Origin of the sequence: Luteithermobacter gelatinilyticus (assembly GCF_005849285.1) — a bacterium.
Classification (GTDB): domain Bacteria; phylum Pseudomonadota; class Alphaproteobacteria; order Sphingomonadales; family Emcibacteraceae; genus Luteithermobacter; species Luteithermobacter gelatinilyticus.
This window is the reverse complement of the sequence record NZ_CP040517.1, coordinates 2220068-2239062: the sequence shown is the minus strand read 5'-3', so window position 1 is coordinate 2239062 and position 18995 is coordinate 2220068. Positions and strand designations below refer to the sequence as shown.

15 protein-coding genes are annotated in these 18995 nt (G+C 54.5%); 12 read left to right on the top strand and 3 right to left on the bottom strand.

Annotated elements, in window-relative coordinates; all coding sequences use genetic code 11:
* Nucleotides 1–52: 52 nt before the first annotated feature.
* The 7 genes from FE788_RS10045 (at nt 53) to FE788_RS10015 (ending at nt 8851) form a co-directional block, all read left to right on the top strand.
* Nucleotides 53–1657, top strand: a complete 1605-nt coding sequence (locus FE788_RS10045) for a tetratricopeptide repeat protein (protein ID WP_138380513.1) — start codon at nt 53–55, stop codon at nt 1655–1657.
* Between the two features lie 115 nt (nt 1658–1772).
* Nucleotides 1773–3206 carry a pyridoxal phosphate-dependent decarboxylase family protein gene (locus FE788_RS10040; protein WP_138380512.1) on the top strand — a complete coding sequence of 478 codons (1434 nt, stop codon included), beginning with the start codon at nt 1773–1775 and terminating at the stop codon, nt 3204–3206.
* Between the two features lie 133 nt (nt 3207–3339).
* A complete protein-coding gene (locus FE788_RS10035) occupies nt 3340–4698 on the top strand; it encodes a CDP-alcohol phosphatidyltransferase family protein (RefSeq protein ID WP_138380511.1) in 1359 nt (452 codons plus the stop codon).
* A gap of 17 nt (nt 4699–4715) precedes the next feature.
* Complete coding sequence (locus FE788_RS10030) at nt 4716–5606, top strand: CDP-alcohol phosphatidyltransferase family protein (RefSeq protein ID WP_138380510.1); 891 nt, start codon at nt 4716–4718, stop codon at nt 5604–5606.
* A 7-nt stretch (nt 5607–5613) separates the two neighbouring features.
* On the top strand, nt 5614–6771 hold the full coding sequence (locus FE788_RS10025) for a hypothetical protein (RefSeq protein ID WP_138380509.1): 1158 nt from the start codon (nt 5614–5616) through the stop codon (nt 6769–6771).
* A 23-nt stretch (nt 6772–6794) separates the two neighbouring features.
* Complete coding sequence (locus FE788_RS10020) at nt 6795–8396, top strand: oligosaccharide flippase family protein (protein WP_138380508.1); 1602 nt, start codon at nt 6795–6797, stop codon at nt 8394–8396.
* Nucleotides 8397–8530: 134 nt separating this feature from the next.
* A complete protein-coding gene (locus FE788_RS10015; protein WP_246057911.1) occupies nt 8531–8851 on the top strand; it encodes a chorismate mutase in 321 nt (106 codons plus the stop codon).
* A 167-nt stretch (nt 8852–9018) separates the two neighbouring features.
* On the opposite strand, the gene FE788_RS10010 is transcribed toward FE788_RS10015, so the two are convergent.
* Together FE788_RS10010 and peaB are read right to left on the bottom strand one after the other, a co-directional pair.
* Nucleotides 9019–10236, bottom strand: coding sequence for a M24 family metallopeptidase (locus FE788_RS10010; protein ID WP_138380507.1), 1218 nt, complete (start codon nt 10234–10236; stop codon nt 9019–9021).
* A 217-nt stretch (nt 10237–10453) separates the two neighbouring features.
* Nucleotides 10454–11950, bottom strand: coding sequence for a quinohemoprotein amine dehydrogenase maturation protein (gene peaB / locus FE788_RS10005; RefSeq protein ID WP_138380506.1), 1497 nt, complete (start codon nt 11948–11950; stop codon nt 10454–10456).
* A gap of 336 nt (nt 11951–12286) precedes the next feature.
* Between peaB and qhpG the strand changes: the two genes are divergently transcribed.
* The 5 genes from qhpG to FE788_RS09980 all read left to right on the top strand — a co-directional run bounded on the left by qhpG (nt 12287) and on the right by FE788_RS09980 (nt 17564).
* Nucleotides 12287–13642, top strand: coding sequence for a flavin-dependent monooxygenase QhpG (gene qhpG / locus FE788_RS10000; protein WP_138380505.1), 1356 nt, complete (start codon nt 12287–12289; stop codon nt 13640–13642).
* A complete protein-coding gene (locus tag FE788_RS09995) occupies nt 13639–15357 on the top strand; it encodes an ABC transporter ATP-binding protein (RefSeq protein WP_138380504.1) in 1719 nt (572 codons plus the stop codon). Before qhpG ends, FE788_RS09995 begins: the two co-directional genes overlap by 4 nt.
* Nucleotides 15350–16075 carry a subtilisin-like serine protease QhpE gene (gene qhpE / locus FE788_RS09990; protein ID WP_138380503.1) on the top strand — a complete coding sequence of 242 codons (726 nt, stop codon included), beginning with the start codon at nt 15350–15352 and terminating at the stop codon, nt 16073–16075. The genes FE788_RS09995 and qhpE overlap by 8 nt, the downstream gene beginning before the upstream one ends.
* 98 nt (nt 16076–16173) lie before the next feature.
* On the top strand, nt 16174–16785 hold the full coding sequence (locus FE788_RS09985; RefSeq protein ID WP_138380502.1) for a TetR/AcrR family transcriptional regulator: 612 nt from the start codon (nt 16174–16176) through the stop codon (nt 16783–16785).
* Nucleotides 16786–16787: 2 nt separating this feature from the next.
* Nucleotides 16788–17564, top strand: a complete 777-nt coding sequence (locus tag FE788_RS09980; RefSeq protein WP_138380501.1) for an enoyl-CoA hydratase-related protein — start codon at nt 16788–16790, stop codon at nt 17562–17564.
* Nucleotides 17565–17677: 113 nt separating this feature from the next.
* Here the strand turns inward: FE788_RS09980 and paaK are convergent, their stop codons facing one another.
* Nucleotides 17678–18985 (bottom strand): phenylacetate--CoA ligase PaaK, encoded by a 1308-nt coding sequence (paaK, locus tag FE788_RS09975; protein ID WP_138380500.1) that lies wholly within the window; start codon nt 18983–18985, stop codon nt 17678–17680.
* Nucleotides 18986–18995 lie beyond the last annotated feature (10 nt).

Genomic DNA, 18995 nt, shown 5'->3' with positions numbered 1-18995 from the left:
TAATAATCTTGGGGGATCATCCACGACCCGGAAGGCAGGGATTAAAATAAGTATGTCAGCGGCTTCCCCATTGTCGCCTGAGCAGGTCAAGGACCAGTTGGACCGTATCCTGAACAGCCGGCTCTTTGAAAACAAAAACCGACCGAAACGTTTTCTTACCTATGTGGTGGAGGAAACGCTTAAGGGGCGCGCGGAGCTTCTCAAGGGGTATACGCTGGGGATCGAAGTATTTGACAAGGATGAGGATTTCGATCCGCAAACCGACGCCATCGTGCGGGTGGAGGCGGGCCGCCTGCGCCGGCTTTTGGAGCATTATTATTTGGAAGAGGGCACGCATGATCCCATCCACATTTCCCTGCCCAAAGGAACCTATATCCCGGAAATCGAAAAACGCGCTCCGGCGGGTGTCAGTCCGGCACGCGATCCGCTGATTTCTGCCGCTGCTGCACCACCTACGGGGCCGGCCATTGCGGTTTTACCGTTTGACAATCTCAGTGGGGATCAGGAAACGGATCTGTTTTGTGATGGCATTTCCGAAGAAATCATCACCCAGCTGTCGTTAAGCCCGACCCTTTATGTAGTATCCCGAAAATCCACATTGCGTTACAAAGGCCAGCCGGTGGACATCCGCAAATTATGTGAAGAACTGGAAGTTCATTATGTGCTGGAAGGCAGTATTCGCCGCGCCGGCAGCACCGTGCGGGTAACAGCCCAGCTATTGGATGCCACCAATGATGCGGTGGTTTGGGCCAACAGCTATGACCGCCAGCTGACCCCGGATAACCTGATTTCTGTTCAGGATGAAATCGCTACCCAGGTGGCCGCCACCATAGGGGATACCTACGGCGCCATTATGCGCACCAGCGCCGTGGCCATGAAACGCAGCAGCACCGAATATCTGGAAGCTTATGAAAGCATGTTGCTGCTGCATGATTATCTGTTTGAACTGAGTCCTGAAACTCACCTGAAAGCCCGCCAGAGCCTGGAAAAAGCGATTGAAATAGATCCTAACTATCCCGATGCTTGGGCAGGCATGGCCTATATGGCCCTGGATGAATACCGTTTCAGTTTCAACGTGCAGCATGACAAGGGCGACCCGCTGGAACGGGCCCGCCAGTATGCGGAAAAAGCCATCGGCATGAGTTCCACCTACAGCATCGCTTGGTATGCGCTGACCATTATCCATTATCATGCGTGGGAGCTGGACAAGTTTGAAAATAATGTCCGTATGGGGCTCAGCATTGCCCCCAATAGTCCTGCACTGCTGGCGGACAGCGGGGTTTATCTGTGTCTATGTGGGGAAATGGAAAAAGGGCTGTCGCTGGTGCAAAAGGCGATGGCGCTTAATCCCCAACATCCCGGTTGGTGCCGCTTCGCCCTGTTTCATAACCATTTTGTACAGGGCGAATATGAAGAGGCCATGGATCACGTGCGGGTGGTGGATATGCCTGACTGGTTCTGGCCGCATGCCCTGCAAGCGATCAATTACGCCATGCTGGACAAACCCCAGGAAAGTGAACGTGCCGCCGATAATGTCTTGCGGTTGTATCCGGAGTTTCCTGACAAGGCCGAGCTGGAATGCCGGAAATGGTTTCGCCGGGAAGAAGATCTGCAAAAATATCTGGTGGGCCTAAAAAAAGCAGGGTTGTTGCGTTAATCTGAAAAGGGGCTGCCTGCCGCGTCAGCGCAGACTGTTCTACATAGTTTATAATAGTTTATAATATTTTATACGCCTCTATATTTTGTACGCAGGCATACGATAGGGGAAGGTCATGGCCTTCAAGGATTTCAGAAAAGATTTTCGTGCCCAGGCTCACAAATTTGTCGACTGGATGGCTGATTATCTGGAAAATATTGAAGCATATCCGGTCAAGGCGCCGGTGAAACCGGGAGAAATTGCCGCCAAACTGCCGTCGGCCGCCCCTGAAACGGGGGAAGCGATGGAAGATATTTTCAGGGACTTCCAGGACATCATTCTGCCGGGGATGACACATTGGCAACATCCCGGATTTATGGCTTATTTCCCGGCCAATGCCAGCCCGCCGTCTGTGCTGGCGGAAATGTTGACCGCGACGCTTGCAGCGCAATGTATGAGCTGGCAGACGTCGCCGGCGGCCACCGAACTTGAAACCCGTATGCTGGACTGGCTCAGACAAATCACCGGACTGCCCGATGGGTTTCACGGCAGCATTCAGGACACTGCATCGTCGGCCATGCTTTCCGCGTTTTTATGTGCCCGCGAACGCTTGCACAATTTCACCACCAATCATACGGGGCTCAGTGTGACCGGGCAGCATACCTGTTATGCCTCGGCAGAGGTGCACAGTTCGACGGATAAAGGCATTCGCATCGCGGGGCTTGGCAGCGGAAATCTGCGCAAGATTTCGGTGGATGAAACATTTGCCATGATCCCTGAGGAACTGGAACATGCCATTGAAAGCGATCTGAACGCCGGCTGCCTGCCCACCTGCGTGGTGGCGACATTGGGCAGCACGTCCGTTTCCGCCATTGATCCCTTGCGGCCCATCGGCGAAATCTGCCACAAATACGGGATTTGGTTGCATGTGGATGCCGCCTGGGCGGGAAGCGCTCTGGTGCTGCCGGAATATCGCTGGATGATTGATGGCATCGAATTTGTAGACAGTTTTGTTTTCAATCCTCATAAATGGCTTCTGACCCAGTTTGACTGTTCCGCCTTTTATGTGCGGGATCGGGAGACTCTGGTCCGTACTTTCGAAATCCTGCCAGAATATCTCAAGACCCGTGAAGGGGACCAAGTGATTAATTATCGCGACTGGGGGGTGCCGCTGGGGCGGCGGTTTCGGGCACTGAAACTGTGGTTTGTGCTGCGTGCCTATGGGGTCGAGGGGCTTCAGGCACATATTCGCCGGCATATAGACTTTTGTCAGCAGCTGGCCCAGAAGATGAAACAGGAAAAGGATTTTGAAATTGTCGCGCCGCATCCTTTGGCGCTGTTGTGTTTCCGGTATAATCCGGGCGGTCTGACCGACGAGGCGCTGGATCGTTTGAATGCCCAACTGCTGGAAGATATTAATGACAGCGGGCAGTTGTATCTGACACAGACCCGGGTTCAGGGGCGGTATGTTCTGCGTTTTGTGTCGGGGTCCCCCTATACGGAACAGCGTCATATCGACGACTCATGGCGACTTATTCAGGAAAAAGCCCGTTTTCTCTCAAAAATGTGAAATAAATTCTTGCCAGCACCCCTTTTCTTGTCCCATTTTAGCCCCATATATGCGGCCATAATGTTGGAAATTTTTTGCAACATAATTTTTTGCAACATAACAGGCATGATTGGGGCAAACAGGCGAGGAAAATATGGCGAATAAGGCAATCCTGATTACAGGGCAGGAATCCGAAACAGAGAGCACACTCGCGCGCAACCTGATCCCCGTTGGAGGGATTACGCTGTTGGAACGCCAGCTTAAGCTTCTCAAGCGATATGGCGTTGAGGAAGTGCATTTGATTACCGACTGGTTTGTGAGCGAGTTCGAAAAGGCCGTTCTGTCTTATCGTAACAAACCTGAAAAGGTTTTTATCCATCGTACCAAGGAAGCCCCGGTCAAACTGCTGGAAAGCAATCATGAGCTGGACAGATGGCTTCTGCTGGAAGAAGGGGTGCTGGTGGACGATCGGATTTTAGGAGCTGTGGCCGGTCATGAGTCGGGGTCTGTGATTGCGGTAATGGACCGGAACTATATGCCCGAAGAAAAAGCCAGTTACGGTATTCCGTTGTCCTTGCGGGGTGAAGAGACAATTTTTGCTTCGGTGGCGCTGATTTCAGGCCAGACCATGCAGACCCATGCGGACAAACTGAACAGTCTGGAAACGCTGAAAGACGCGTTGGAGCATATCGCTGTGTCCAATGACTGCGAAATTTTCAATATTTCCAGCCTCCCGCTGTATCTCGCCAACCGCCGTCGGGATGTGGAAATTCTCTGGTTGCCGATTTTAAACAAACGTGACGGGGAAAAAGGTACTGAGGCGTTGTTGCAAAATGCCCAGAAAGGAACCCTGGACTGGCCGGCCTGGTTTATTCATCGCCCCATAGAAAACTGGATTGTCAAAAACATCTGCAATCTGCCTATCACCCCAAACCAGGTTACGGTGGCGACCGGTATTCTGGGATTTTATATCATGTATCTGTTTGCCACGGGGCAGATGGGGATTGCCCTGGCCGGGGCTCTGGTCGTCGGGGTTCTGGACGGGGTTGACGGTAAACTGGCCCGTACCAAGTTGATGCAGACCAAGATCGGGGAAATCGAACATGTGGTGGACAAGGTTGTGGAGTATGGCTGGTATTTTGCTATTGGCGGCTATTTGTCCACGCTTTACGGCTTTGCGCCGTGGGTTTTTGCCGGGGCTTTGGTGCTGTTCCATCTGGCCGATGAAATTCAGGCCGAATTTTTCCGCCGCATGTCAGATCGGCAGATCTGTGATGCTGGGGCGTTTGATCGTAAGTTTCGTCTAATTGGCGGGCGACGCAATACCCAGATGTGGGCGCTCATCCCCTTTGGCCTGTTCGGGGCCTGGTATGCCGGGTTCATTTTTATTTGTGCTTACGGCATCATTACTTTCTTTGTTCATCAGATCAGAATCATATACCATGCGAAAAATCTGATGGAGGCGACCAGCGAGGAGTTTGTCAAAACCTTCCAAAAAACCAAGATTTTCTAATAATATAATCAGGTATCATGTCAGAAACAGTAAAACGCACCAGTGAGATAGAGGAGTTTACGAATCTTTATCTCATTCACCCCATCAGCAGTTGGCTGGTTCCCCGGCTGGCCAGTTTGCGGGTCAGCCCGAATGCGGTCTCTCTTAGTGGTATGTTTTCGGGGGTTCTGGCAGGGGTGGCCTATTCACAATATCAGAACACCGCTTTTGCCCTGGCCGGTTTTGCGTTCATGTTGATCTGGCATATCATGGACGGTGCGGACGGGCAGCTGGCGCGACTGACACAGACCCAGTCGGAATTCGGCAAGGTGATCGACGGGATTTGTGATTATGTCGTGTTCATTTCCGTTTATGTGGGGCTGGCTTTGGCCTTGTCCGCGGAACTGGGTCTTTGGGTCTGGATCGTGGTGCTGGGCGCCGGCGCATCCCACGCCATTCAATCGGGCGCTTATGAAGTTCAGCGTCAGGAATATGATTATTGGGGGCATGGCAAGGCTTCTGCGCGCCTGCCGGACCCTCACGACCTGAAAAAACCCACTAATGGGGGGGTGCAGGGACTCTCCTTCTGGCTCAATTGCGGGTATGTAAAAATGCAATATGCCTTTTCCGGGGTGACCTGTGAACAGCGGCGGCATATTCATGAAATTTTTCTCAAACATCCCGACCGACATGCCGAAATGCGCCGGCTGTATCGGGAAACGTTTGCCCGGTCGGTGAAAGTATGGTCTGTGATGTGCGCCAACTACCGCACTTTTGCCATATTTATTGCCTGTATTTTCAAAGAACCTTTATGGTATTTCTGGTTTGAAATTGCGGTCTTGAACCTTGTGCTTTTCGCGCTTGTCCAGAAACAGAAAAGATATAATACACTCTATACAAGCCGGCTGAGAGACGCACTTGCGGAGTAATTCCTGAATGAAGATATGTATTCTGAAGCGGCAGGCGGTGGCCTTATTGTTTCTGTTTTTTGCCTCGTCCCTCTCTGTTCAGTCCGGTTTCGCCGATGGGCTGAACACACAGTCGCGTCACCCCGACCGGCATAAACCGGAATTGCGAGATGCCCAGGAATACAAGGAATACTGGGATCAGTATTTTGTTTTTGAGGACGGCACACTGCTGACGACCCAGTTTTCCGTGCTCAACCTGCCGTTTAACAAACACCGGGGAATCGTGCTGGCAACGTTGGTGCGTCCGGATGGGGCCACGTATATTATTAAGAACGGCCGGGCATTTGGGGACTGGGTCTATGCGGAAGACAAATTCGACATCCGTTTCGGCGACGAAGTTGATCATTATATTCGCGGCGCCTATCCCGATTATCAGCTGAAACTGCATAATACGACGGCGGAAGTCGAGCTTGACCTGACGTCCCATCTTCCTGTGGCCTTGCCTTTGCTGCCGGAGAACAGCAAAAATCTTAAAGCTGACAAGATTCAGATGATGGCCTATGCTCCTTACTTTACGGCGACGGGGCGTTTCCGGATCGGACCGGAAGTGGGCGGCGAAGAACATGGCCCGTGGATTTCCCTGGGGCAGGGGGCAGGGTTTGGCATGCGCGTCTTGGTGAATGACAACCTGGATAAGCTAATGGATACTTGGCTCCGGGTGTTTTCTCTGGACAATGGGGCCGGCCCGGAATTGATCCTGTCTTCCATTACCTTGCCGAAAGGCGCGCAGGAAAATATGCTGTATTTGCGCGGGGCCCAGGATATCATTGACGGGTTCAGGGACATCAGGGTGACGCCCCTGGTTTATGGGGAAGATAAAGAACTTGGTCAATATCCCGTGAAACTTCACCTGTCCGCCAGGAATGGCGATAGTATGCTGGAAGGGACCCTGACTCTGACCAAAAAATTAGAACATTTCCGGCTGAACGACCATATGGGCAGCCTGGAACGCATGCTGGCAAAAGCATATCCCTCGCTGAACAGATATCGTTACATTGCCGAATATGATCTGGTATACAAAACCGGGGTGGGAACGAAAAAGGTAACCGGCAAGGCGCTGAGCGAGTTTGTCGATATCCTTTCCCCGACCGTGGAAAAAAAGAAAAGGGTCAGAAAAAAAAGATAAAGATAAGGGGATAAGGATAAATCATGACCCCGAGTGATAATCACGAACAGGCCTTGTCCGCAGCGATGGGCGGGGAGGCAGGGAAAGAGCCCGGCGAGGAAAAGGACAAAAAGGATATTGCCCGTGGCGCCGGGGCCAATTTTGCCGGGTTCCTGGTCCGGCTGGGGTCGCGTCTGCCATTTCTGTTTCTGGCTGTGGCCCTGTTCGGCAATGAACTTTATGGCCGTTACAATTATACCATTACCACCATTGAAATCGCCGCGGCGTTCGCCACGTTCGGACTGAAGCGCTCCTTATTTAAATTTATTCATGACCGGGCCTATGCCAAGCTGTATTGTCCGGAGCAGGTCATCCTTACGGCCCTGTGCTGGTCGTTGACTGTGGGGGGAATTCTGACGGCGCTGCTGATTTTTTCGGCGGATTTTCTGGCAGAGATTTTTGATTATCCGCAAATGGTAACCGGTCTCAAGACCCTGGCGCCCATTTTGTTGGTGATCACATCGGTTGATGTTCTGCTGTCGGGGACCCGGGCGACCCGCAAGATGCGTTATGAGGTCTGGTCCCGCAGCATTGTGGAGCCTTATGTCCTTTTGGGCAGCATGTTGCTGTTTTATGCGCTGGGCTATCATGAATACGGATTGCTCATGGCTTATGCCGTGGCGCTATTCTCGGCGCTGGCGGTGGCTTTGTGGGGGTTGTTTAATCTGTATTCTCTGAAAAGTTTCCTTTCTGCCCGCCCCTGTCCCCGCCTGATCCTGAAAATCGCCAATTTTTCCGCCCCGACCGCCTTTCATGACATGGCCCTGCTGATTTTCATGCGAATGGATATTTTCACCGTAAAATTCTTTTTTTCCGAAGCGGTGCTTGGTGTCTATACCATCGCCCAGCAATTTGCCACCAGCGTGGAAAAAATCTATCAGAGCTTTTATCCGATCCTTGCGCCGGTGATGTCCAGCAGCCTGGTGCGCCGGGATTATCCCCGGGTCGAGCGGCATATGGTTATGGTGTCGCGCTGGATTTTGATGGTGCAGTGTCTGATAGTGGTCTGGTCCGGTTTTTATGGCGAGGCGGTGATTGCCGCCGTGGCCAATGGCGATACGCAAACGGGCATTCTGGCCATGGGGGGAACCATTCTCCTGATGCTGATGATCGGGGAGACCATTAATGGCGGGTTTGGCACATCGGATCTGCCGCTGATTTATCGTAACCCACTGTATAATCCGGCGATTTCCCTGATGATGATCCCGCTTTATGTGCTTATGGCCTGGATTTTCACGCAATTATTTGGCATGGATGCAAGCGGTGTGGCGCTGGCGTTGATGTTGACCTATATGACCATGAATGCCATTCGGCTTTATCTCATCCGTCGCCTGTTCGGAATTCGGATGTTCAGCGCCAAACTGTTCAAAGTGCCGTTTGCGGCGCTGATCTGCAGCGGCATTTTTTATCAGGCCCTGAATTTCATTCCGCTGGATTTGATACATGGGTGGGGCGTTTTCCTGGGTATTCCTCTTTTGATTTTTCTGTATGGCGCAAGCCTTATTCTGATTGGCTTGGAACCGGAAGATAAGGAAAAATTGCGGGCCCGGCTGGGCGGCAAACGGGCGGCGCAGCAGGCCGGCTAGAGTGAATTGGGCTAACCTATGCACAATTCACACTAGGGGTCAGAGGTGGCCGCGTCAAAAAACTTGCGCGAAGGGGTAAATTTTGCTTCAACAGAACAACAGTTTGCCACCACCCACAGCAGAGGAGACGCCATATGAATGACAGGGACATGCCGGACCAGCAACAGCTTAAAGCCCAGCTGACGGCTTATCGGCAAAGTATCGACAATATTGATGCCGCCCTGGTTTATATGTTGGCGGAACGTTTCAAGATCACCAAAAAAGTCGGGGAATACAAAGCGAAATATAATCTGCCGCCCGCCGATAAGGAACGTGAAAAGCGCCAGATCGAACGGTTGCGCCGGCTTGCGGAAGAGGCGCATCTGGATCCTGATTTCTCCGAAAAATTCCTCAATTTTATCATCCGGGAAGTCATCCGCCATCATGAACAGATCCGCGAGGCGGAAGGAGAGTAGGGAGCGTCTTTATTGTCTCCCCTTCGTCACCGTCCTTGCCTCCCCTTCCTACGTCTTTGCCGCCCCTTCCTACGTCTTTGCCGAGAAGGCGGCAATCCAGCCCATAAATAAAACGTCCCGCCAATAAAAAACATGGTAGATGACGGGGGTGTTGTTCTGGAAAAAGCCTATTGCCCAAGCCCGAAGGGGTCATCAATGCTGGGGCTGGGGGTTGTGAACCAGCGCGGCCCGTCCTCGGTCATGTAAAAATGATCTTCGAGCCGGACCCCGAATTCCCCGGGGATACAGATCATGGGTTCGTTGGAAAAACACATGCCGGGGGCCAACGGGGTGTCATCGCTCAGGACCAGATAGGGCCATTCGTGGATATCCAGGCCGATGCCGTGGCCGGTCCGGTGCGGCAGGCCGGGTAGGTCATAGCCGGGACCGAATCCCTGCTGTTCCAGATAGGTGCGGGCGGCCCGGTCCACATCGCCACAGCGCACACCGATCTGTGCCGCTTCGAAGGCTGCTGCCTGCGCCGCTTTTTCGATATTCCACACCTCGCGCTGACGGTCGGTTGGCGGGCCATAGACATAGGTGCGGGTGATATCGGAATTATACCCATGCAACAGACATCCGGTGTCGATCAGTACCATATCGCCATCCCTGAGGATCTGGGGATCCTTAACCCCATGTGGGTAGGCGGTGGGTTCGCCAAACAGCACGATACAGAAGCTGGAGCCGCCGGGAGCCCCCACCTTTTTATGGGCTTCATGAATAAAGGCCGTCACTTCCGTGGTGGAAATGCCAGGGCGAAGGATACGGGCGGCGGCCTTGTGTACTTCCAGCGTCATGTTTTTGGCCCGCTGCATCAGAGCAATTTCGGCGGGGCTTTTGATCATCCGGCAGCCGGCGGTGACGGGGGTCGCATTGACAAAGTCACAGGCCGGGGCGGCTTGACGCAGACCATCAACAATAAAAAAGGGCGTCGCCTCGTCAAGACCGATGCGCCCGCCTTGAAGTCCCATGTTCTTGAGCCGACTGGCAAACAGGGCATAGGGGCTTTCATGTTCCTGCCAACCAGCGATTGGCCCGTCGATCACCATGAAGTCCTTGAGCGTGCCGATCTCAAAGACCGGCGCAATATAGGTAAGCGATCCGTCGGCCGTCAGGATTGCCCCGACCATGCGTTCGCTGGCATACCATTTGGTGCCGGTGAAATAGGTCATGTTGGTGCCGGCATTGAGATAAATGGCGTCCAGTCCCTGCCTTTTCATCAGGGTACGGGCTTTGTCCAGACGGGCCTGAAACTCTGCTATATCAATAGGCACAATATCCGCCGTCATGTCGGAAAGTTTGTCCAGTTCTGCTTCGATGGTGGAACCGCCTACGCCTATTGTCATGATGCCTGTCCTGTTTTTATGGTGGAATGATATTTTGTATAAAATATATATGGCAATATCAGCAGAAGGGGGCAAGACATAACGCAGATCAGAAATAATTTTGGTTTTTATTTCTGTAAAGAAACATACAGGCAGCATATTATTTTGCCAGGGGGCATAAAAATATCACAAATTTTTATCGCCCAGTTTAGGCCTCTTTTTAAAGCCTGCTCCCTTTTTAATTCGCAGGGAGGACGCTGTAGCTGCGTTCGGTGTTGAGCACCACTCTGGGGCTTACATGCCGCTCGAAGAATCCCGGATTCTTGTCCAGAATGGTGGCATAGACCTCAATGCCGAAATCTACCCAGTCGCGCATCAGGTCGCAATAGTGATAGGTGGGGTGCTGCGGATCTTCATACATGGCGTAGGATTCATGGTAACAGCCTCCGGAACACAGATTGCGGATACGGCAGGTATCACACCAGGTGCCATCCCGTTCCGCCCGGGCTTCCAGAAAGGCGCCCAGTTCCGGTTTGTTGATGCCGGTCTCCACATTGCCATAGGTGGGTACATCGGATCCGGTGAAGCGATGACACAGATTCAGTTCACCTTCATGGTCCACGGCCAGAAGCCCGATCCCTGCGCCGCAGGGCAGGGCCTTTTTAGTGCCCTCATACAGATCGGTCATCAATTGATGCATATTGGAAAAACCGTTATTGCGGTCTTCGAGGGCATGATCCAGATATTGACGGCCCAGTTGTTTCATATTGGCGAATACCTCCGCCAGTTCCGGGCCGTTCAGGTTGAAAATGGCGATCTCGCCGCTGGTCACCGGGGCAAAGCCCACCTCGGCGAAACCCAGGTCGTTTTTCAGGTGATGATGGATGCCGATCACGTCGGTAACCCCGGCCGTCAGGGTCACCCGTGCGCCCACCGGCCGCGCCGTATATCTGTTCAGCAACATTCTTGCCTTCTGCGCCACCACGTCATAGGTTCCTTTGCCGCCAACGGTCTTACGGTTCTTGTCATGAATGGCTTTGGGGCCATCCATGCTGATGGCGATGCCGAAGTTATGGGCGTTGAGGTAATCAACAATATCCTCGGTTAAAAGTGTGGCGTTGGTGGTGAGTGAAAAATCTACCTTCTTGCCCTCTTTTCGGGCCCGATCCTCTGCGTATTCCACGGCGCCGCGGATGAGGGGCATATTACTTAACGGTTCGCCTCCAAAAAACACCACATTGACGCGGTCACGGTTCTGGCCTTCCTTAAACAGCAGGTCAATGGATTTTTTGGCGGTGTCCAGATCCATGCGTTCGCCTCTGGCAGGCGTGGTGAGGTCTTCCTTGTAACAATAGCTACAGCCCAGGTTACAGCCGGTATTCACATTCAGGATGATGGTGCTGAGCGGGTAGTTTTCGATCTTGATGGCTGGATAATCAGGGCGGGACGCTCCTTTGCCGGAAATGATCTGCATGTCCTGAAAGTCGTTGAGCACGTCAAGAATCTGTTCCGGACTATAACGCCCGGCAAAACGGCCTTTGAGGTCCTCAAGCGTAACGTCCCCCTTTTCCCGAAACAGGTCGAGCACATCGCCGGTGACCTCATCCAGGTCAAACAGGGAAGAGGTGGGAATATGGAACAGAATCCTGCGGTTTCCGACCCGGACTTCATGGGCGTTATGCGACAGAAATTTCAGTCCCTGAGTTTTCTGATTTTCCGTGACCAACCCTGACATTTATTGCTCCTGACCCAGTTCCTTTTTCCTTGCCGTTCTTGGCATCGTCATGGCACACACCGCGATGCGATCCAGGCTATCCTGCATCTTACCGCTTATGGATCATCGCGCCCCTTTCGGGACTCGCGGTGACGGTGTTTTTTATGCCCGCATCCATAGACTCGCAGTCTACTATATCGTGACCATGGCACAAAGCTTGTCTCAAAGTGACATAAAATGTGTTTGCCGGAAATGTGTTGAGCGGTACAGGGGCGCTCGGGTGATCCCGCTGTTTATCACAACCTCAATCTGTGCTATGTCCCGATAAGATGAACAGGGACAGGAGGCACAGAACGCGTGGCGGAAGACAAGGTCATCATTGTGATGGGGGGTGGCCCGGCCGGGGTGATGACGGCGGTGGGGCTTGCAGATCTTGGGCATCATGTCACGCTGATTACCCGCATGCGGCCCTTTGATGCCTGGGAAGGGCTGTCTGAGCGGGGATATGAAACCCTGAAAGCCCACCGGCTGGACGCCGCACTGGACAGTGTGGGGCCGCGGGTGCCTAGGCAAGTCTCCTGGGGTGGCGCGCGGCGCCGTGTCAATCACGAATATATCCTGAACCGCCGTTTGTTTGATCAGGCGCTTCTGTGGGATGCGGCCCGGCGTCATGTGAATGTGGTGGAAGCCAGCGCGGGCGGGGTGTCTCTGAAAGACAAAAGTTGGCAGGTTTCTGCTGGGGGATATGTGTATGAGGCAGATTACCTGGTGGAAGCGCGCGGACGGGAGGCCGGTCAGGGCCAAAAATCGGGTCTTGCCCTGGGGTTGTCCCAAAATAGGGGGCGCGAGATCACTCTGCCGCTTTCGGCGCTATATCGGCCTTACGTCCTGCCGCGTCACGTTCGGCCGATGACGGCAGTGGCCAGTTTTGAACACGGTTGGGCCTGGTTTGTGTCGGGCGAAAAAAGCAAAGCTGTTTTGCAAATTTTTGTCGATAGCGAGCGGGGAGATCTGCCGCCCCGGGCACGGCTGGGGGAATATTTTACAGGCCTTGCCGAAGGCTTGAAGGCGATATGGCCGTTCCTGAAAGATGCCGAAGCCAGAGGAGAGGTTAAGGTGCGTCATGCCGCAAGCCGCATCAGTCGCCCACTGATTGGGCTGGGCAGCCTGCGGGTGGGGGATGCGGCCGTAGCGATGGATCCGTTGTCCGGTCACGGTATTTTCGAGGCGCTGGGGGGCGGACTTGCCGCTGTACCGGTGGTCAATACCTGGCTTCGCAAACCAGAAAACCGGGCGCTGGCGCAGGCGTATTATGAAAGCCGTATGGAACAATCCTTTGTCCGGCTGCTGGGCAGTCAACAGGAATTTTATCGTCAGGAACAGCGCTGGTCCAAGGGTCATTTCTGGAAAAAACGCCATGATCTGCCCCTCCGGGCAGCATCACATCCACCGCCATTGTCCGCGCCGGCACAGATCGAGACAAAACCGGTCGTGTGCAACGGGATCGTTGAGGCGGCGCAGGTGGTGGTGACCCCCGATCATCCGCGCGGGGTATGGCAGGTTGCTGGGGTGGAACTGGTGACGTTGCTGGACCTCTACCAACAGGGATGTCAGGATATTTCTACGCTCGCGCAACAGCTTGACCAGGCGCCGGAACATATCGGTACGGCGCTGAACTGGCTGGCGTATCGCAACTTGCTGGAGCTGTCATGACCCGTTTCCAGGACCTGAATGATCAGGATAAAAAACAGATTCGCCGCTGGGTGATGTCCTTTATCCGGCCGGAGGCAGGGCACTTATTGATGGTGATGCTGATGGCCGCCATCATGACCCTGTTTGCCCTCGCGCAGCCCTATTTTACCAAACTCCTGATTGATGAGGGCCTGATCGCCGGAAACCTTAACCGGGTGATTACCTTTGCCGGGCTAATTGTCCTGATGGCGGTGGTGGTGTTTGTGCTGGGCGGCATTAATCGTTGGCTTTATGTGGCGTTGTCGGGGCGTATCCTGTTTCGCCTGCGCGAAGATGTCTATGCCCATTTGTTGCGTCTGGCGCCGGATTTTTTTGCCCGATGGCGACGGGGGGATATTCTGAACCGGCTGGATGGCGATGTGGCCGAAGTGCAGCGGTTTGCCACCGACAGCCTGCTGGCAGTGGTCAATGGCCTGCTGGCCCTTTTGGGCAGTCTTCTGGTGATGTTGTATTTGAGTTGGAAACTGACATTGGTGGTGTTTGTGCTGTTGCCGGTGCAGGTCTGGTTCTTGAAACGTCTGAGGCCGCGGGTGGAACGACAGACCCGTGAGGTGCGCGAAAAATCTTCTGACATTGTCAGTTATCTCATGGAAAGCCTTATGGGCGTCAAGCTGATTCAGACCATGAGCGTGGAAGAGGCAGAACGACGTCGTCTGCACCAACTGAACAGCGGATATCTGGATCGCCTTCTCAAGTTGCAGATCCTTAATCACGTCACGTCCGGGGTGCCGGGGCTTTTGACCACAGTGGCGACGGCGGCGGTCTTTGTCGCTGGGGCTTATCTGCTGATTCAAGGTGAGGCGACAGTCGGCACCTTGGTGGCCTTTTCCGCCTATATGGCCCGGGCGACGGGGCCGGTGCAGACTTTTCTCGGTCTCTATGTGGGCTGGCAACGTATGATGGTAAGTCTCAAAAGGGTGAGAGAAGTTCGCGCCGAACCGGTGAAGGTGCGTGACCCGGAGGCGCCAGAGCATCTGGGGGAAACGGCCTTGGGAGAACTGCGGCTTGAAGGGGTCTCCTTTACCCATCCTGGCCGGGACGGGCAGGGGGTTAAAGATATCAATCTCGGCATTCGCCGTGGGGAAAAGGTGTTGATTACCGGACCGTCCGGGGCGGGGAAGACCACACTGATGGACCTGTTATGCCGGCATTATGTCCCGGATCAGGGCGCCATTTATCTGGATGGGGTGGACCTGCGCCGCCTGAAGGCGGAAGAAATCCGACAGTTGATCGGCCTGGTAAGCCAGGATGTGCAGTTGTTCAGGGGAACCATCGCCGACAATATTCGCTTTGGCCGGCGCGACGCCTCCCTGGAACAGGTGAAGGCGGCGGCCCGCCTGGCGCGTCTCGATACCTTCATCGACGAACTACCGGACGGGTATGACACGCTGGTTGGGGAAAAGGGCGCCATGTTGTCCGGTGGGCAGCAACAACGCCTGGCGCTGGCGCGGACGCTGCTGCGTCAGCCCAGAGTGGTTATTCTGGATGAGGCCACGTCCGCCATTGACCGGGACACGGAAGCCGATCTGCTTCGCGCCATCGAAGGTGCCATGCCGGGGGTGACCCTGATTGTCATCAGTCACCGACCCCTTGCCGCCTTCTGTCCGGACCGAACCTATATCATGGAGCGGGGAGGGCTACGGGAGAAACTCGTGGCGGAGGACGGGCATGGTTAAGGTCGGCCTGATCGACAGCGGCGTGGCCCCTGAACTGTCGTCCCGGGTCGTGGACAGCCGGGCTTTTATGCTCGATGAGGCGGGTCGGGTGGAGGATATGGCCGTACGTCCAGACCGTCTCGGGCATGGCACAGCCATCAGTCGGGTCATTGCGTTTCATGCGCCCGATGTGGAAATCCTGAGCGCCCAGGTATTTCACGGCCGCGCAGTCACGGCTCCGGTGGTGGTTGCTGCGGCGCTTGACTGGCTGGTCAGCCGTGGGGTTCAGGTCATCAATATGAGCTTTGGCCTGCGCCATGACCGGCAGGTTCTTTCGGAAGCCTGTGCCCGGGCGGTGGCGGCGGGGGTTGTGATCTGTGCCGCATCACCGGCGCGGGGTGCGGCAGTCTATCCGGCGGCATATGCGGGGGTGATCCGCACCACCGGGGATGCCCGCTGCGCTCCCCATGAATATTCCTATCTCAATTCGGCCCAGGCGGACTTTGGGGCCTGCCCCCGGGGAATTGTGCCTTCTGCGCCGGATACCCCTGAGGCTGCCGGGGCGAGTCTGGGCACCGCCCATATGACAGGGATCATCGCCGCCCGGCTGAAGGCGAACTGGAGGCGAGAGGACTGCCTTGAGGCGCTACAACAGACAGCAACATATTTCGGACCTGAACGAAAAGCTTGGCCTTCTGTCCGGGAAACGGCGCAGGATGACGGAACATATGAAAAATAATAGACCGGATATCCGGTCTAAGTTTTGATTTTTGTCCCGAATTCTGCCAAAGTAGGCGCAGGGGACTACGTAACATAACAAAAAAATTGAGAGACCAGATGGCAAGAACTCAGGCAGCGGATTATGATGACAGGCGGCGTAATATTCTGGAGCAGGCCGCCAATCTTTTTGCGGAAAAGGGCTATGCCCGAACCAGCATATCCGAACTTGCGGCAGCCTGCAATGCGTCAAAATCCTGGCTGTATCATTATTATCCGTCCAAGGAAGCGATCCTTTTTGATATCATGTCCTATCATGTGGAGGAGCTGCTGGACTGTGCCCGGAAATATCGGGACGCGCCGGGCCCCCTGGAAGAGCGTTTCCGGCAACTGGTACAGAATTTTATGTCGATTTACATCAATGCGGGCTCGCAGCATGTCATTCTGTTGAATGACATCGGTTGTTTGCCGGAAGATAAACAGCGGGAAATCCGTAAAATGCAGGATGATGTGGTGAATATTGTGCTGGAGCTTATTCAGGATATCAACCCCCGGCTCAAGGACACCCCTCACTACCGCAAGCCGGTGACCATGGCGTTTATGGGGATGATCAACTGGACCTATACCTGGTTTGATGAAAATGGCCCGCTGAGCGTGCGGCAGTTTGCCGATCTGGCTGTGGATCTTTTTTTGAACGGTTTAATGTCTGAAAAATTTGAACAACAGGTGTAACAATGAGTGAACAAGAATTATTGGTTAACAAAGATAACCCGGCCATCTGGATTCTGACCCTGAACCGTCCCGAGGCCCGCAATGCGCTGAGGACCTCGTTGCTGAAGGCCATTGCCGATACGCTGATCGATGCGGACAAGGACCCCGAACTGCGCTGTGTGATTGTCACGGGCGGCAAGGAAATTTTTGCGGCCGGGGCAGACCTTAATGAAATGAAAGACGCCACGGCGGTGGATGCGACCTATGATCCGCGGGTCGATTACTGGGAAATGATCCGCAGTTTCCGCAAACCTCTGATCGCGGCCGTGAATGGTTTTTGCCTGGGGGCGGGTAATGAACTGGCCATGCGGGCGGATATCATCATCGCTGGTGAGGATGCCCAGTTTGGCCAGCCGGAAATCAATGTGGGTATTATGCCGGGAGCGGGCGGCACGCAGATGTTGACCCGTATGGCCGGCAAGGCGGTGGCCATGAAAATTGCCATGACCGGGGAGTTTATTGATGCCCGGACCGCGTTTGCCTGCGGCCTGGTCAGCGAGGTGGTACCGTCCGATGAGGTTATGGCCCGGGCGGAAAAACTGGCCACCAAGATTAGCCGCAAGTCCCCACTGGCGCTCCGTTATATCAAGGAAAGCGTGCTTGCAGCCGAGGATATGCCGCTCAAAGACGCGCTGGCCTTTGAGCGTCGCGCCTTTTGTGTCCTGTTTTCCAGTGAGGACAAAAAAGAGGGCGTGAGCGCCTTTCTCGAAAAACGCCGCCCTGAATTCACCGGCCGGTAGGAGGAGCGCGGCGGTCCGCAGGCGGCAGGCATGGATTGTCCCGCCGGCGACCGTAATGACTGGTCACTCTAGAGTGAATTGTGCATAGATTGGCTCAATTCACTCTAGTGAACCTATTTCTTGCGCAGGTCCACAATCCGTTTGGCCTTACCTTCCGAGCGTTCAACGGCCCAGGGACTGTTGACATTGGTGATGACGGAGATGCCTATACGATTCTTGACATGTTTGGCCACCAGCTTGCCGGCGGCCTCGCGGTCTTCCAGGCTGATGGATGCATCGGCGGCTTCCATATTAACCGTAAGGATGTCCATCGGCCCCTTTTTGTCGATCACCAACTGGTAATGGGGGCTAAGCCGCGGATCTTCCAGGATGATTTCCTCGATCTGGCTGGGGAAGACGTTTACTCCGCGAATGATCATCATATCATCGCTGCGGCCGGTGATCTTGTCCATACGCCGCATGCTGCGGGCGGTGCCGGGCAAAAGCCGGGTGAGATCACGGGTCCGGTAGCGAATGATGGGCATGGCCTCCTTGGTCAGTGAAGTGAAAACCAGTTCGCCTTCCTCACCGTCGGGCAGCACTTCGCCGGTTTCCGGATTGATGATTTCCGGATAAAAATGATCTTCCCAGATGGTCGGGCCATCTTTGGTTTCCACACATTCATTGGCCACGCCCGGTCCCATCATTTCCGACAGGCCATAAATGTCCACGGCATCAATGTCGAAAATTTCCTCGATTTCATCCCGCATGGCCCGGGTCCAGGGCTCGGCACCGAAAATGCCGATCCTGAGAGAACTTTTCCGCGGGTCCAGCCCTTGACGGCGGAATTCATCGGCCAGCGCCAGCATGTAGCTGGGCGTGACCATGATGATGTCCGGCTTGAAATCGCCGATCAACTGGACCTGTTTCTCCGAACTGCCGCCGGACATGGGGATCACGGCGCAGCCCAGTTTTTCGGCCCCATAGTGAGCGCCGAGCCCGCCGGTAAACAGCCCGTAGCCATAGGCCACATGAACCTTGTCACTGGGTCGGCCGCCAGCCGCGTGGATGGAGCGGGCGACCAGTGTGGCCCAGGTGTCGATGTCTTTGCGGGTATAGCCAACCACGGTGGGTTTGCCGGTGGTGCCGCTGGAGGCGTGGATGCGCACCACTTGCTCCATGGGCACGGCAAACATATCGAAAGGATAGTTGTCCCTCAGCGTGTTTTTGGTGGTGAAGGGGAACTTGGCCAGGTCTGACAAGTCCTTAAGGTCATCCGGATGAATGCCTGCCTCGTCGAATGCCTTACGGTAATGGGCGACATTCTCATAGGCATGACGCACGGACCACTTCAGACGCTCAAGCTGAAGCGCACTGATTTCATCCCGGCTGGCAACTTCGATGGGCTCATAGGGGCCCAGGGTTTTGGCTTTGTCAGACATGATATACCCC